Genomic DNA, 14,982 nt, shown 5'->3' with positions numbered 1-14,982 from the left:
CACCACCGCATTGGCATTAAGCACAAGCCTTGTTCAGGCTGCAGATACTATTAAAGTCGGGGTGTTACATTCATTATCTGGCACGATGGCGATTTCAGAAACCTCTCTGAAAAATACCGCACTCATGGCGATTGAAGAAATTAATGCCAAAGGCGGTTTGCTCGGTAAAAAATTAGAACCTGTCGTGGTTGATCCAGCCTCTAACTGGCCACTGTTCGCGGAAAAAACCCGCCAACTGCTCACCAAAGATAAAGTCGATGTCATTTTTGGTTGCTGGACTTCTGTATCGCGTAAATCAGTATTGCCTGTCGTTGAAGAGTTAAATGGCCTACTGTTCTACCCAGTGCAATATGAAGGCCAAGAACTATCTAAAAACATTTTCTATACTGGCGCTGCGCCAAACCAGCAAGCGATTCCAGCGGTAGAATACTTGATGAGTCCAAAAGGCGGCAGTGCAAAACGCTTCTTCTTACTCGGTACAGACTACGTCTATCCACGGACCACCAACAAGATTCTTCGTGCCTTCCTGAAATCAAAAGGCGTTGCTGATTCAGACATTATGGAAGTGTACACCCCATTTGGTTTTAGTGATTATCAAACCATCGTGGGCAATATCAAGAAATTTTCAGTCGGTAAGAAAACAGCCGTTATTTCAACAGTTAATGGTGACTCAAACGTACCGTTCTACAAAGAACTGGGTAACCAAGGTCTGAAATCAACCCAGGTTCCTGTCGTTGCATTCTCAGTCGGTGAAGAAGAACTACGTGGTATCGATACCAAGCCTTTGGTGGGTAACCTTGCTGCATGGAACTACTTCATGTCGGTGAAAAATCCAGTTAACACTGCGTTTATTGCCAAGTATCGCGCTTGGGCGGCTAAAAACAATGTGCCTAATGCGGACAAAGTCGTGACCAATGATCCGATGGAAGCGACCTATGTAGGGATCAACATGTGGGCACAAGCGGTGAAAAAAGCCGGTACCACCAATGTGGATAAAGTACGTGATGCTATGGCAGGCCAGTCTTTCGCAGCACCATCTGGCTATACCTTAACCATGGATGAGACTAATCATCATCTGCATAAGCCCGTCATGATTGGTGAAGTCCGTGCTGATGGTCAGTTTAATGTGGTCTACAAGACACCAACGACAATCAGAGCTGAGCCATGGAGTCCTTACGTTCCTAAATAAGTTAATGTTGAATAGAAGTTAACGAGTTTTTTGAGTTATGCGTTTTTGCCTGTGCAAGCCAGAGAGATTGACGCACTGACCTCTCTGGTTTTTTTTTGAAAGATTTTTGAATGCTCTACTGGTTGATGCGTGAAAAATCTTTGCGTTTGTATTTTATATCCTGATTGTCTGGAGCAGATTATGTTGCGTCCCATGCTCACCCTTTTGTTATCCATCAGCTGTCTATCGCCTGTCTTTGCCGATGACGTCACCACGTCTGTTGCGCCTGTAAGTACGGCTGCCGACGCTGTTGCAATCTCGCCGGTGTCGAAGTTTGTGTTGGCTGATTTTGATGGACAAATGGCACTGATTGAACATTGGCCTGATTCTCCTGCGTCATTGGAGAAGTTATTCACAGCGCTTGAAAATGATCAGCTCTATGCCGATGCCAAAGGTCATGCCTATTTGATGCAAAGTGATGGCACGTTTACAGACTATGTGACGGATCAAAAAGCCAATATTTCTGCAGACGCATTAACGGCGATCAGTTTGAATAATGCCATGCGGACTGCGATTGATGAACATCGTGCCAAAGCAGGGCTTATGGCGGCAGATGTGGCGACCAGACAAGCTGCGGCGACAACATTAGCGGCAGACCCGCTGAGTGTCGATGATGCGATTTTGACCGAGCGTCTTAAAGTCGAAAAAGCGCCGAGTGTCCTTGCGATCCTGACGCGCATTCAAGCGCAGAAAGATATGGCTTCAGGCGATGCCAAGCGCGAGCTTGCGGGTGCGGAGTCGTTGGCGAGTAGTAACGATCCAGAGATTCTTAATCTTGTTCAAGAGAAACTGGCTGATCCGAGCATTTCACCGACACTTAAGGCGGCGCTAATCAGTGCTGAGCACAAGATTGCGCTCAAAATCAAAGGCAGTGAGTGGGGTGGTTATTTATTTTCAGGGTTGAGCATGGCAAGTATTTTACTGCTCGCAGCACTGGGGCTTGCGATCACTTATGGTTTGCTGGGCGTCATCAATATGGCGCATGGTGAGCTGATCATGATTGGCGCCTATACCACCTACGTGATGCAGGGGTTATTCAACCATTATTTGCCGAGCATTGCCGATGGTTATCTATTTGCCGCCATTCCTGCTGCATTTCTGGTCAGTGCGGTCATTGGCATGATCATCGAGCGAATAGTGATTCGTCCTCTATACGGGCGTCAATTAGAGACTTTGCTTGCGACATTCGGAGTGAGTCTGATTCTAATGCAATTGGTGCGCATGATTTTTGGTGCGCAAAACGTCGAAGTCGCCAATGCGTCTTGGATGAGTGGCGGGGTCATCATATCCCCTTCACTCACCCTGCCTTATAGCCGGATTGCGATTATTGGTTTTACCCTTGCGGTATTGCTTGCTGTGAAGTGGTTGATTTCAGGGACACGTTTTGGATTGTTTGTCCGTGCAGTCACGCAGAACCGTCAAATGGCACGTGCAATCGGTGTTCGCTCAAGTCGTATCGACATGCTGGCTTTTGGTTTGGGTTCAGGACTTGCAGGCCTTGCAGGCTGTGCGTTATCGCAAATTGGCAATGTCGGTCCTGATCTTGGGCAGAACTATATTGTTGATGCTTTCTTAGTTGTGGTGGTGGGGGGAGTGGGCCAGTTGCTTGGGGCAATGCTGGCTGCATTTGGACTTGGTGTATCCGGCAAGTTCTTGGAAGTGATGATGGGTGCAGTGCTTGCCAAAATATTGTTATTAGGCTTGATTATTCTGTTTATTCAACGTCGTCCGCAAGGTTTGTTTGCGGTGAAAGGTCGATTCGTGGAGTAATAATGATGATCATTTCGAATGTTTTGAAGTTATTTGCGGGCAATAAATGGGGTGCGATGAGTATTGCAGTCAGCTTCCTGATTTTGCTGCTCTTACCTCTTTTGCATCTGTTGCCCAGTGATTCTGCTTTCTATCTGTCGGCTTACTGGATCACCTTGCTGGGCAAGATTATGTGCTTTGCACTGGTAGCTTTGGCCTTGGATTTAGTCTGGGGTTATGCGGGTATTTTGAGTCTGGGTCATGGTTTGTATTTTGCACTCGGGGGGTATTGCTTCGGGATGTATCTAATGCGTGAAGCATCGCCCGATGCTCTGCCACCGTTTATGGTCTTCCTCGACTGGAAAGCTTTACCTTGGTATTGGACGGGTTCTCAGCACTTGTGGTGGGCCAGTTTACTGGTGATTCTTGTTCCGGGTTTAGTTGCATTTGTTTTCGGCTACTTTGCATTTCGTTCAAAAATCAAAGGCGTTTATTTCTCGATCATTACCCAAGCCATGACCTTTGCGGCGACCTTACTGTTCTTTCGCAATGAGACCGGATTTGGCGGAAACAATGGCTTTACCGGATTCACCACGATCATGGGTTATTCGATTACTTCACCGACCACGCGTGTCGTGCTTTGTATGTTGACGGCCGTATCCTTGATGTTGTGTTTTGTCGGACTGCGCTATCTGATGTCGCTCCCCTTTGGGCGTGTGCTCGGTGCCGTTCGCGACAGTGAGAATCGTCTGCGCTTTCTGGGTTATCGCACCCAGTGGTACAAGCTCACCGCTTGGACATTGTCTGCGGTGATCGCTGGGATTGCGGGTGCGCTCTATGTGCCACAAGTCGGGATCATCAATCCCAGTGAGATGGGAGCATCTAATTCAATCGAGATGGCGGTTTGGGTCGCTATGGGTGGACGTGGCACCTTGATTGGGCCACTGCTGGGTGCTGGGATTGTGAATGCGGCAAAGAGCTATTTTACCGTGGCTTATCCAGAAGTCTGGTTATTGCTGCTGGGCGGCTTATTCATCGTGGTGACCTTGTTTCTGCCTTACGGCATCGTTGGGCTGTTTAAACAATTACAACACAGCAAGTTTTTTGCAAAGCGTGAGGGTAAATAAAGATGATGACTGCACAACATGCACTGCAACAGACCAGCATATCTTCCAGTACCAATGCTATATACGCGGAGCAAGACCTGCTGATTGGTGATGAGACGGGGATTAACTTTAAAACTGATGGCGTGGATATGCGCCATGGCGTGGCGCTTTACTTAGAAAAAGTAAATGTCGATTTTGATGGTTTCCGTGCATTAACCGATTTGTCGTTATATATCGATGAAGGAGAGCTACGCTGCATCATTGGTCCCAATGGTGCGGGAAAAACAACGTTGATGGATGTGATCACTGGAAAAACCCGTCCAACATCAGGCACTGCTTTCTTCGGACAGCATCATGATCTCTCCAAAATGAGTACTGAAGAAATTGCAGAGGCCGGGATTGGGCGTAAATTTCAGAAGCCGACGGTATTTGAGGCCTTTACGGTGTTAGAAAATTTACTGCTGGCTGCGCCAAAAGATAAAACGGTACGCAAAAGTCTGTTCAGTAAGTTATCAGGCGAAACACAGGCCAATATTGAAGCTTCGCTTGAGATGACGCGTCTTGGTGAGTTTCGCAATAAACAAGCCGGTCTACTGTCGCATGGACAGAAGCAATGGCTCGAGATCGGCATGCTGCTGATGCAAAAACCTCATCTGATTCTCTTGGATGAGCCCGTGGCAGGGATGACGGATTATGAAACTGAGCTCACGGCTGAACTGTGTCTGGAACTGAAGAAAAACCACACGTTGATCGTGGTTGAGCATGACATGAGCTTCATTGATCGCATCAGTGAGAAAGTCACGGTGCTTGCCGCAGGGCAAGTTTTGGCAGAAGGGACACTGGCGAGCGTACAAGCCAATAGTGATGTCATTGAAAAATATTTGGGTCGCTAACCCGTGTTTAGAAAATAGATAGAGGTCTCAATTATATGTTAGAAATAAAAGGCTTAAATCAATTCTATGGCGGTAGTCATATTCTGCGGGATGTGTCGATCACGGCCGAGATCGGCAAATGTACCGTGGTACTAGGCCGCAATGGTGTGGGGAAATCGACCCTGTTGAAATGCCTGATGGGGCAACTCCCGATCAAGAGTGGTGCCATCAGTTTGAATCAAAAGGAGATTCAAACACTGACTCCAGAGAATCGCGTCCGCGAAGGATTGGCCTATGTGCCGCAGGGCCGTGAGATTTTTTCGATGTTGACCGTCGAAGAAAATATTTTAATCGGGATGGCGCGGTTTTCCGCAAAGAAATCATCGAAAGTCCCCGAGTATTTGTACGAGCTGTTTCCGGTTTTATTGGAAATGAAGCATCGCCGCGGTGGGGATTTGTCTGGCGGGCAGCAACAGCAGTTGGCGATTGCACGTGCGCTTGCGGCTGAACCTAAAGTACTCATTCTGGATGAACCAACGGAAGGGATTCAGCCTTCCATCATTAAAGACATCGGACGTGTCATTCGTAAGTTGGCGGATCGTGGGGACATGGCGATTATTTTGGTCGAGCAGTTCTACGACTTTGCTGAGGAACTTGCGGATGCTTATATCGTGATGGCACGTGGTGAAGTGGTTGCCAGTGGGCCTGGTGCAGAGATGCAGGAAAAAAATATCCGTGCCATGGTTGCGATCTAATCGCTACGTTTGGAGACAGTCATCGTCTCAGAACATCGCGTTTACTTTGTATCCAGCGCACTGAGTTGCGCTGGATCATTCACATTGATAAACGCCTGTTTATCATGCCATTGAATGATAAACGCTTTCCTTGACTCTAACCAGTGATGGACCGCATGACTGGTTTTGAGTGCTTCATGGATGCCAGCGCGTTCACTTTTATGGACCAATAGACAGAGATTCTGGCGTCGTTCACCATCATGAGCCACCACAATTCGACTGGTGTTCGGATCGATTTTTTGATGAGCGCTCAGTGCTGCCCAAGCGTATTTTGCAAAGTGGGTCGGGTAATAAATCAAATCACAAGGCGTAATGATGACCCAATCATGGGTACAAACTTCAAGCGCTGCTAAAATGCCTGCAAGTGCGCCTGCGTAAGTCTCATGACTGGGTAAGTCATGGACAGTCTGACCGTACGCTGCATAAATGGCTTGGTTACGGTTACAGCTGATCACAACCTGATCGACATGGTCGGGAAGTGCTTCCTTGACCCATTGCACCAGTGGTTTGCCTTGATATTCAACCAGCCCTTTGTCGGCACCCCCCATGCGTCGTCCTTCACCGCCTGCGAGGATAATTGCGGACAGTGGCGGGAGCATTTGCTCCTGAAATTTGTCAGGAGATTTATGGGGTGAGGTGAGCAGAGTGGGCATAATTGGCTTAGAATCCTGTCTTTAATTTTTATCAGTGATATGCAGAAATGGGTAATCTCGCCATTTCTGCGTTTCTGATGTTCATTTATTATCGTGCAGTATTGAGCTAATGATATGCTAATCCTGACTTGCTCTAATAGCAATTGCCTCAATGATCCGCTGCACTGATTTCCTGCTGTTTTGAAGGATGACCATGTTACTTGCGTTAGAAACCGCCACAGATCAATGCTCAGTTGTTTTATATGATGCGGATGGTATACAGGCCGAGCGTTTGGACCTCCGTGCGCGTGAGCAGACACGTCTGATTTTACCTATGATCGATGAAATATTGACTGAAAAAGGGTTGAGTTTTAAAAACTTATCAGCAGTCGCTTTCAGTCGTGGACCAGGCTCATTTAGCGGTGTGCGGATCAATGCCGCAGTGACGCAGGCTTTAGCGTGGGCACATGATTTACCCGTGATTCCTGTTTCGACGTTGCAAGCCTTGGCGCAGCACGCTTATTTAAAATTAGGTTTGACCAAGGTCTTGGCGGTGATTGATGCGCGAATGAATGAAGTCTACGCCGCGTCCTATCAAGTGGATGAGCAGGGGATGATGCAACTGATCGGTGAGGAGCAACTAGCGGCTTATCATGTGGTGACCATTATAGATGGTGTGCAGGCCTTGGTAGGCAGTGGCAGTCTTTTGATCAATAGTGATGCGGTATCGAGTTTGCCACGTCATGTTGATTGCATCGCAACCGCAGAGGATATTGCGGTGCTGGGTTGGCAATTACTCAAACAGGGGGCGGCACTGCCTGCAGAACAGGCTCTCCCTGTCTATCTACGCGACGATGCGTGGAAAAAATTAGATCAGCAACGCAAGATGTAGTATTGAACTTAGGCGGAGCCTCTGGATGTTCAGAGGCTTATTCATCAGTTTTTAGAGTTAATCGCATGGATTTATTATTGTTGTTTCAAGCTTTCATCATGGGAATCGTTGAAGGTTTGACCGAGTTTTTGCCTGTATCCAGTACGGGGCATCTGATCGTAGTCGGTGAGCTACTGAACTTTTGGACTGCTGAAAAACGCGTGGTGTTTGAAATTGCGATTCAGTTGGGTGCGATTCTGGCCATCTGCTTTGAATATCGTGCAAAATTGATTCATGTCACCGCCGGATTGATCAGCCGCGATGCCAGCTCCATTCGTTTTACGCGCAATGTGTTAGTGGCGTTTTTGCCCGCCGCAATTATTGGTTTTATTGCGCACGACACGATCCAGAACTATTTGTTTAATCCACTTGTCGTCGCATTTATGTTGATTTTCGGCGGCTTTGTGATCTTGTGGGCTGAGCGTAGAACACACCAAGTATCTGCTGAAGAAGTTGATGACATGAGCTGGCAGCAAGCACTGAAAGTCGGCTTTGCCCAGTGCTTTGCTATGATTCCCGGCACCTCCCGTTCAGGGGCGACGATTATCGGTGGTTTGTTTTTTGGTTTGTCGCGGAAGACTGCGGCGGAGTTTTCATTCTTCTTAGCGATTCCGACCATGCTGGGCGCTACGGTATTATCCGTTGCCAAGCATCGCCATGAGTTTTTGTTGACCGACTTTCCCGTGATCGCTGTTGGGTTTGTCATGGCTTTTATCGTGGCGTTATTGGTAGTTAAGGCACTGGTGCGTTATGTGTCAAAGCATGATTTTACAATCTTTGCTTGGTATCGCATTGGTTTTGGGATATTGATCCTACTTACCTCTTGGTTCGGTTGGGTCAACTGGAATGCGTAACTTGCATGCTCATGCACATCGGTTCATCATCATTTGATGAACTTACGTCTGATCCATTTGCCTGATACCGCAAGGCAGGCTTCTGCAGCAAAGCAGTGGCTTGATGACTATATCGTTAATCACGCAGCTAATCATACTGCGACTCATCCGCGTGATTATCATTTCACGTTGACGTTGCATGAACAAGAGGTCACGCCGACTGCGCGTGAATTGCGTTTGCACCCAGAACTGGCATTGATCTGCGATCATGCCGGATTATGGCTGGCGGTCAATGGCATGAAAATGCAGCCGGATTGGGTGGGGGAGTTACCGCGTTTACAACGTGCTGGTGTGCGGAGTGAAGTGTTGGCGCGCGCATGTCTAGCTACAGAGTCGCCAAAAATCATGGATGCCACTGCGGGGCTTGGACATGATGGCTTACTCCTCGCATGGTGCGGAGCGACTGTGACGCTGGTCGAGCGCCACCCCATTCTTGCGTTATTACTCATCTCGGCGAAAGAGCAGGCGATGACACATGCGGATAAACGATTGCAGCAAGCTTTGTCACGCATAACGCTTGTTCATGCCAAGTCTGAAGAGTTATTGACTGAATCTATCCAGCTTTCAAAAGAAGATACTCAGTTTGATGTGATTTATCTCGATCCAATGTTTCCCAAAAGTGCAACGGAGAAAAAACAACCTCTTGTTAAAAAAGAAATGCAGATACTGCAGTATCTATTGCATTCATCTGATGACAGTGTGGTCGTGGATTGGGGGGATGCTCTGTTACCCCTAGCCCAGAAAGTGGCAAAACGGGTGATTGTAAAGCGACCTAAATTGGCCGAGCCATTGTCAGGTATTGAGCCAGACCATCGCTGGGTGGGGGATGCTTGTCGATTCGATGGTTATTTTCAGCCGCACGCCATAAATATCGAGTCCGCCTTGACGGATCAGGACGACGCTCAGTCATGACCGTCATTAAATCTACAGTAGATGATGCGATCTGGCAGGCCTTTGACCTTGCCGCACCAAGTTATGATCGTGTGAGCATTTTGCAACGTCAATCCGCGGAGTTTTTATTTCAGCTAATGATCACTGGCGATGCGTTTAAGTCCGAATCTGTATCTCAGTGGGCTGATGTAGGTACTGGTACGGGCGCATTGGCGAAGCGACTGGTCGAGCAACAACATCAGGTTTTTGCCATTGATCAATCCCCAGCCATGTTGGCCCAGTTGCAATCTCTTGCGGGGATTCAAACGATACAGGCCGATATGCGTGATTTGCCGCTTCTTGACCGTAGCGTGGATCATGTCGTGAGTCATTTCGCCTTGCACTGGCTTGAACCCAGTGTATTGCTTGAGTTGAGTCGGATCGTGAAAAGTAATGGCATGTTATGGCTGGCCCTACCTGTTTTGGGGTCTTTTGCAACCGTAAGCGCGCGCTATCCACAATTGCCGATTTTTGACTTTTTAGCGGTGGAAGCGTGGCTGCAACAAGTGCAGTCTCTGGATGTCGAGTTGGTTTCAATGACTCAGGAAGTGTGGTCGCAACCGTTTGCCAATTTGCAAGAGCTGCTTCATACGCTCAAACTGATGGGGGGGCATCGCTTGGGTCGGGTGCAAGAACCTGTACCTCCAGCGCAGTTTCGGGCATGGTTACGAGATCACAAACCCATCACATTGGAATATCAAGTACTCTATATGCAGCTTAGAAAACGATAGATCTGCTTCAATTGCATCAGTAAAAAAATCTGTTTTTTGTTCACCGTGTGATAAAGCGAGAATATGTGTGACTGATTCCGTAGTGCCCAGCCCTTCATCCAACTCTTCATCCAATCATCCTGCGCCTCTGAAACTCAGGCAGGTTTTCTTTATCACGGGAACGGATACCGAAGTCGGCAAGACGGTGGTTTCCTGTGTGCTTTTGGCGCGAGCAAAGCGATTAGGGTGGAGTGCCTTTGGGGTTAAGCCGATTACAGCGGGCTGTGCAATGGATAGCATGGGTAAGCTCATAAGCGAAGATGCGGAAAACATGCATTGCTATTCCAGCATAGACATTGATCCAATGCTCCGTGCACCCATCCGTTTACCTGATCCCATTTCACCTCATCTGGCTGCGGCAGCCGCAGGCCAAGCATTACGTGCAGATCGCGTTGTTGGACAGATTCGTGCTGCGCTATCGACACGAGCTGATCTGGTGATCGTGGAAGGGGCTGGGGGCTGGCGTGTACCGATCAATGCGAGAGAGACTTTGGCTGACATTGCCAAACAATTGCAAAAGCCAGTCATTTTGGTGATTCGTGTTCGCTTAGGCTGTCTGAATCATGCATTATTGACTGCGGAGGCGATCCAGCGTGATGGTTTGCCCTTGGCGGGCTGGGTGGTGACCATTTTAGACACCGATCAAGATGCCGATTATGTGACCGCACAGATCCAGTCCTTAAGAGAGCGATTGCGTGCCCCTTGTTTAGGTATTTTACCTTTCCAGGAGACGTTGGATATTGATGCGCTGGTGGATTTGATTCGTCTGCCGGGCGAGGAAATTGTGGTGGGCTAAAGTTGGATTAATTGGTCAAATTGATTGTGCAGAAAATGGGCAGATTTACAAATATTTTGTATCAATTTATGTCATTTTCGGTCTTAATTTGTCACTCTAGCTTTTGCAATGTTTTTGGGAAAATATTCAAAAAAAGAGAACTAGTTAACATTTTTGTTGTTGAGCTGATATCATCCAGTTTTGTGATGTTATTCATGTATAACGTAAAGCGTTTTGAGAGTATCCAGCTGAAAATCCCATGATTGAATTGCCACCTTCTCGAAGTTTTTTTGCGGATTTGTTTGCAAATCAGAAAGCTGCATTATGGATGTTGCTGGGTTCGCGTCGTGCATTCCGTTATGTCACTCCGAGCGCAGTGCAACTGGTGTTTTTGGGGGTGTTGGCGATCCTTGCCAATACCCTGTTTAGCTGGCTTACCGCAAATGGTGCGGGTCATTTTAATGGTCAAGGACTAGTCAGTTATTTGCTCTGGCCATTTATTGCACTGATTGCAGGGATTTTTTTAGCCCAACGCAGCGGGCTTGGGCGTTTGATGTTGGTCCCTGTCATCTTATGGTTGGCCGCGGATATCTATATCGCGCTTATCCAGAGCTTATTACAATATTTAGGGTTGATTGATCGCCTCCCTGATTTCATCTTACCGTGGATGAACTCCTTATTCTTGGTGCTGTTTATTTGGCAGACCGTCTCACTCCTCTGGATTTTCGCAAGACAACAAAAATGGCCGTGGTGGGAACAAATCCTGATCCTCGCTGGAACGATTGTGACCTTGGCCATCTGGCAGCAAACCGTCAGCAGTCAGCCAATCTGGAAAGTTGAAGAGCAGATTCAACCCGTCATGCTGTCCGAAGATGCGCTCTATGCTCAGCCGCGCTTATTGGATAATGTCCTCAATCAACTGCAAAAAGGCATCTTTGGGGAAACGCACTGGTATTTTGTTGGTGTGGCAGGTGCGGGTTATCAGGACGTGTTTAAGACAGAAGTGGAGACGACACAGCGTCAGTTCGATACCCGTTTTGGGACGCTTGGACGCTCGGTAGGCTTGATCAACAATGCGAATACGCAAGGCACATTGCCCATCGCCAGCCGGACCAGCATTGCGCAAACGCTTGATCGTATTGGTCAGGATATGAATCCAGACAGCGATGTGCTGTTTTTATTTATGACCTCACATGGTAATCAAAATATTTTTGAATTGGCCAATGATCCTATAGGGATGAATTCAATTGATCCGCAGTGGCTGCGCGGTGCGCTGGATCATGCCAAAATTCGTTGGCGTGTATTGGTCATTTCTGCGTGTTATTCAGGAAGCTTTATTCCCGCTTTAGAATCGCCAGATACGATCGTTATTACTGCATCTGCGGCTGATCGCGCGTCGTTTGGTTGTCAGGCTGAAGCGGACTACACCTACTTTGGGCGTGCCTTCTTTGCAGAAGCGATGCGTACGCAGAATTCTTTGACGGATGCTTTTAAAGTTGCTCAAACCAGTATCCGCGCACGTGAAAAGCAGGATGACTTTCCCGCGTCTAACCCACAAATGCGGATAGGTAGTAATATCGCGGCTGTTTTACCGCAATTAGAGAGCCGCTTATTTCCGAGTGATTCTGCGGTGAACTTGCCTTCTACATTGTCGATTGCCCCTGCGATTGATTCTTCGATCAGCGGCGTTCCGATTCAAACACCGCATCGGAACAAGGTCATTTCTGATAAACATGTAGTATCGCCTTTCCCGAAACATTAGTTCATTTTCAAATTCATCTAGCGGAGTCTTATGATGAAAACACGTGCCGCGATTGCATGGTCAGCAGGTCAGCCACTCACCATTCACGAAGTTGATCTCGCACCGCCGCGTGCGGGTGAAGTCTTGGTTGAAATCAAAGCGACAGGGATTTGTCATACCGATTATTACACCCTATCCGGCGCAGATCCTGAAGGGCGCTTCCCGGCGATCCTTGGTCACGAGGGGGCGGGGGTTGTTCTTGAAGTGGGTGCTGGAGTGACTTCACTCAAACCCGGTGATCACGTGATTCCGCTTTACACCCCAGAATGTCGTCAATGCAAATTCTGCCTATCGCAAAAAACCAATCTCTGCCAAGCCATTCGCTCGACCCAAGGTCAAGGGCTGATGCCCGATGGCACTTCGCGTTTCTCGCTGGATGGTCAACCGATTCTGCATTACATGGGCACATCGACCTTTGCTAATCATATTGTCGTGCCTGAGATCGCTTTGGCCAAGATCCGTGAAGATGCGCCATTTGATAAAGTTTGCTATATAGGTTGTGGCGTTACTACAGGGGTAGGCGCAGTCTTGTTTACGGCCAAAGTGGAAGCGGGTGCTAACGTTGTGGTATTTGGATTGGGTGGCATCGGTTTGAATGTCATTCAGGGTGCCAAGATGGTGGGTGCTGGCAAGATTATCGGTATCGATACCAATCCTGCGCGTGAAGCAATGGCGCGTAAGTTTGGCATGACGCACTTCATCAATCCCAAAAATGTCGAAAACGTTGTCGATGCCATCATTCAATTGACTGATGGTGGCTCAGACTATTCGTTTGAATGTATTGGTAATACCACCACCATGCGCCAGTCTCTCGAGTCTTCGCACAAAGGTTGGGGACGTAGTATCATCATTGGGGTGGCTGAAGCGGGTGCAGAGATCAGCACTCGTCCATTCCAACTGGTGACGGGTCGTAAGTGGGAAGGATCGGCATTTGGCGGTGCACGTGGCCGTACCGATGTACCGAAGATTGTTGACTGGTATATGGATGGTAAGCTGAATATCGATGACTTGATCACCCATCATCTGCGTCTAGATCAGATCAATGAAGGTTTTGATTTGATGAAGCGAGGGGAGTCAATTCGGTCGGTGATTGTGTATTGATCGAGTCACGGTCATATTCGAATAATTGATAGGGTTTTCCATTGACTATGTATTCGCCTTGGTTTTTAAAGCCAAGGCGAACCAAAACTCTAATCGACTTGCGATTCAATTCTTCAACATAAGCAAATAATTGATGCATAGATGAGTGAGCTAAAACTGCAAGGGCCGCTTCAGTGGCGATTCCCTGACCTCTTTGGTGTGAAACTATTCTATAACCCAGCTCCATTTCTTGGGAACCATTTAATTCAAATGGCTCGATTCCACAATATCCCACGAGCTCACTCGATTCCGCCAAAATAATGGCTTGTTTTCCAAAGCCTTTTGACGTGAACGATATGATTTGATTAAATCGTTGATGAGCACCTTCGCTGCCGAATGCCCCTGAGTTTGAAAATGCCATAAACTCTTCATCCATGAGCAATTTGACTAGAGCATTTCTATCTGCTTTCTGAAATGGACGAATGATGAGTCTTTGAGTTTGAATCATGTTTTGCTTTACCGTTCCATCAGAATTTTTAGCATTCGCTGTGGATTGGATAGGAAATCTCGGGTGACTTGCACATGTTCAGTGTCTTCATATGCAATCTGTGAGATACCTTCTTTGCTGCATTGGTAGATACATGCGTCTGGATAGGCCATGAGGATGGGGGAGTGTGTGGCAATGATGAACTGAGCGTTATCCAAAATCAGGTCGTGCATGCGTGATAAAACAGCCAACTGTCTTTGCGGCGACAGCGCTGCTTCGGGTTCATCAAGGATGTATAAACCCTGCCCACTAAATCTGTTAGTCATGAGCGCGAGGAAAGACTCACCGTGAGATTGCTCGTGTAAAGAGCGCCCGCCATAAGAGTTAATAATAGGTGGGCCACCAGGTCCATCATCCAGTCTTTCGATTTCTGTCGCGACGTTGAAGAAACTTTCTGCCCTTAGAAAAAATCCATTGCGTGGACGAAGAACGCCCTTGGCAATCCGAAGATATTCATGGAGCTCAGAATGCGAACGTCGAGTGCCAAAGCTAAAATTCTTAGTACCGCCTTCGGGATTGAACCCTAGAGAGACTGCGATTGCTTCCAGCAGCGTCGATTTTCCAGAACCATTCTCACCGATGAAATAGGTCACCTTGGGATGGATGTTTAGGTGCTCAAAGGAACGGACCGCAGGGAGCGAAAAGGGATAGCGATCAAATGACTCGACTTTTTCTCGCTTTAGTGTGATTCGGCTGATGAACTGGGTTGAAATCATGAAGCTCTATCGAACTCATCTAGAAGAAGTCTTTAAGTATCTCGAAGCTATCAGCATGGATCTAGAGAGTCAATGCAGATGAGTCAGTCATACTGTTCGGGAACCAACCAGATCAGCACTAAAAAAGGATAACGCTGCGTAAATGCCCCCGCTCAGAA

Annotated in this window: 13 protein-coding genes and 2 pseudogenes; 12 read left to right on the top strand and 3 right to left on the bottom strand. The window is 47.6% G+C overall.

Annotated elements, in window-relative coordinates; translation table 11 throughout:
• Positions 1-40: 40 nt before the first annotated feature.
• From urtA to urtE, 5 genes and pseudogenes are all read left to right on the top strand, one after another.
• A pseudogene (gene urtA / locus ACLHG7_RS08560) lies at positions 41-1,189 on the top strand (urea ABC transporter substrate-binding protein); the annotation flags it as partial.
• Between the two features lie 180 nt (positions 1,190-1,369).
• Positions 1,370-2,998 carry an urea ABC transporter permease subunit UrtB gene (gene urtB / locus ACLHG7_RS08555; RefSeq protein WP_410210625.1) on the top strand — a complete coding sequence of 543 codons (1,629 nt, stop codon included), beginning with the start codon at positions 1,370-1,372 and terminating at the stop codon, positions 2,996-2,998.
• Positions 2,999-3,054: 56 nt separating this feature from the next.
• Positions 3,055-4,104, top strand: a complete 1,050-nt coding sequence (gene urtC, locus ACLHG7_RS08550) for an urea ABC transporter permease subunit UrtC (RefSeq protein ID WP_410210858.1) — start codon at positions 3,055-3,057, stop codon at positions 4,102-4,104.
• Between the two features lie 125 nt (positions 4,105-4,229).
• Positions 4,230-4,976: pseudogene (urtD, locus tag ACLHG7_RS08545) on the top strand (urea ABC transporter ATP-binding protein UrtD); the annotation flags it as partial.
• Between the two features lie 35 nt (positions 4,977-5,011).
• The gene (gene urtE, locus ACLHG7_RS08540) at positions 5,012-5,710 is read left to right on the top strand and encodes an urea ABC transporter ATP-binding subunit UrtE (protein ID WP_410210624.1); all 699 of its coding nucleotides are present in this window, start codon (positions 5,012-5,014) and stop codon (positions 5,708-5,710) included.
• 41 nt (positions 5,711-5,751) lie between these two features.
• Here urtE and ACLHG7_RS08535 read toward each other — a convergent pair whose 3' ends face one another.
• Positions 5,752-6,402 (bottom strand): NTP transferase domain-containing protein, encoded by a 651-nt coding sequence (locus ACLHG7_RS08535; RefSeq protein WP_410210623.1) that lies wholly within the window; start codon positions 6,400-6,402, stop codon positions 5,752-5,754.
• Positions 6,403-6,595: 193 nt separating this feature from the next.
• On the opposite strand from ACLHG7_RS08535, the gene tsaB reads away from it, so the two are divergent.
• The 7 genes from tsaB to ACLHG7_RS08500 all read left to right on the top strand — a co-directional run bounded on the left by tsaB (position 6,596) and on the right by ACLHG7_RS08500 (position 13,582).
• On the top strand, positions 6,596-7,273 hold the full coding sequence (gene tsaB, locus ACLHG7_RS08530) for a tRNA (adenosine(37)-N6)-threonylcarbamoyltransferase complex dimerization subunit type 1 TsaB (protein WP_410210622.1): 678 nt from the start codon (positions 6,596-6,598) through the stop codon (positions 7,271-7,273).
• A 65-nt stretch (positions 7,274-7,338) separates the two neighbouring features.
• Positions 7,339-8,166, top strand: coding sequence for an undecaprenyl-diphosphate phosphatase (locus ACLHG7_RS08525; RefSeq protein ID WP_410210621.1), 828 nt, complete (start codon positions 7,339-7,341; stop codon positions 8,164-8,166).
• Between the two features lie 36 nt (positions 8,167-8,202).
• Positions 8,203-9,117, top strand: coding sequence for a class I SAM-dependent methyltransferase (locus ACLHG7_RS08520; RefSeq protein ID WP_410210620.1), 915 nt, complete (start codon positions 8,203-8,205; stop codon positions 9,115-9,117).
• The gene (locus ACLHG7_RS08515; protein ID WP_410210619.1) at positions 9,114-9,866 is read left to right on the top strand and encodes a methyltransferase domain-containing protein; all 753 of its coding nucleotides are present in this window, start codon (positions 9,114-9,116) and stop codon (positions 9,864-9,866) included. The genes ACLHG7_RS08520 and ACLHG7_RS08515 overlap by 4 nt, the downstream gene beginning before the upstream one ends.
• 67 nt (positions 9,867-9,933) lie before the next feature.
• Positions 9,934-10,701, top strand: coding sequence for a dethiobiotin synthase (gene bioD / locus ACLHG7_RS08510; RefSeq protein ID WP_410210618.1), 768 nt, complete (start codon positions 9,934-9,936; stop codon positions 10,699-10,701).
• A gap of 238 nt (positions 10,702-10,939) precedes the next feature.
• On the top strand, positions 10,940-12,442 hold the full coding sequence (locus tag ACLHG7_RS08505; protein WP_410210617.1) for a C13 family peptidase: 1,503 nt from the start codon (positions 10,940-10,942) through the stop codon (positions 12,440-12,442).
• Between the two features lie 33 nt (positions 12,443-12,475).
• The gene (locus ACLHG7_RS08500) at positions 12,476-13,582 is read left to right on the top strand and encodes an S-(hydroxymethyl)glutathione dehydrogenase/class III alcohol dehydrogenase (protein ID WP_114897800.1); all 1,107 of its coding nucleotides are present in this window, start codon (positions 12,476-12,478) and stop codon (positions 13,580-13,582) included.
• On the opposite strand, the gene ACLHG7_RS08495 is transcribed toward ACLHG7_RS08500, so the two are convergent.
• Both ACLHG7_RS08495 and ACLHG7_RS08490 read right to left on the bottom strand, forming a co-directional pair.
• Positions 13,521-14,069, bottom strand: coding sequence for a GNAT family N-acetyltransferase (locus tag ACLHG7_RS08495; protein WP_410210616.1), 549 nt, complete (start codon positions 14,067-14,069; stop codon positions 13,521-13,523). The genes ACLHG7_RS08500 and ACLHG7_RS08495 overlap by 62 nt on opposite strands.
• Positions 14,070-14,077: 8 nt before the next feature.
• Positions 14,078-14,824, bottom strand: coding sequence for an AAA family ATPase (locus ACLHG7_RS08490; protein WP_410210615.1), 747 nt, complete (start codon positions 14,822-14,824; stop codon positions 14,078-14,080).
• Positions 14,825-14,982: the final 158 nt, after the last annotated feature.

Source organism: Aquirhabdus sp. (assembly GCF_046462495.1).
Lineage (GTDB): Bacteria > Pseudomonadota > Gammaproteobacteria > Pseudomonadales > Moraxellaceae > Aquirhabdus.
Note: the sequence above shows the minus strand (reverse complement) of the source record. Positions and strands in the feature narration are given on the sequence as shown.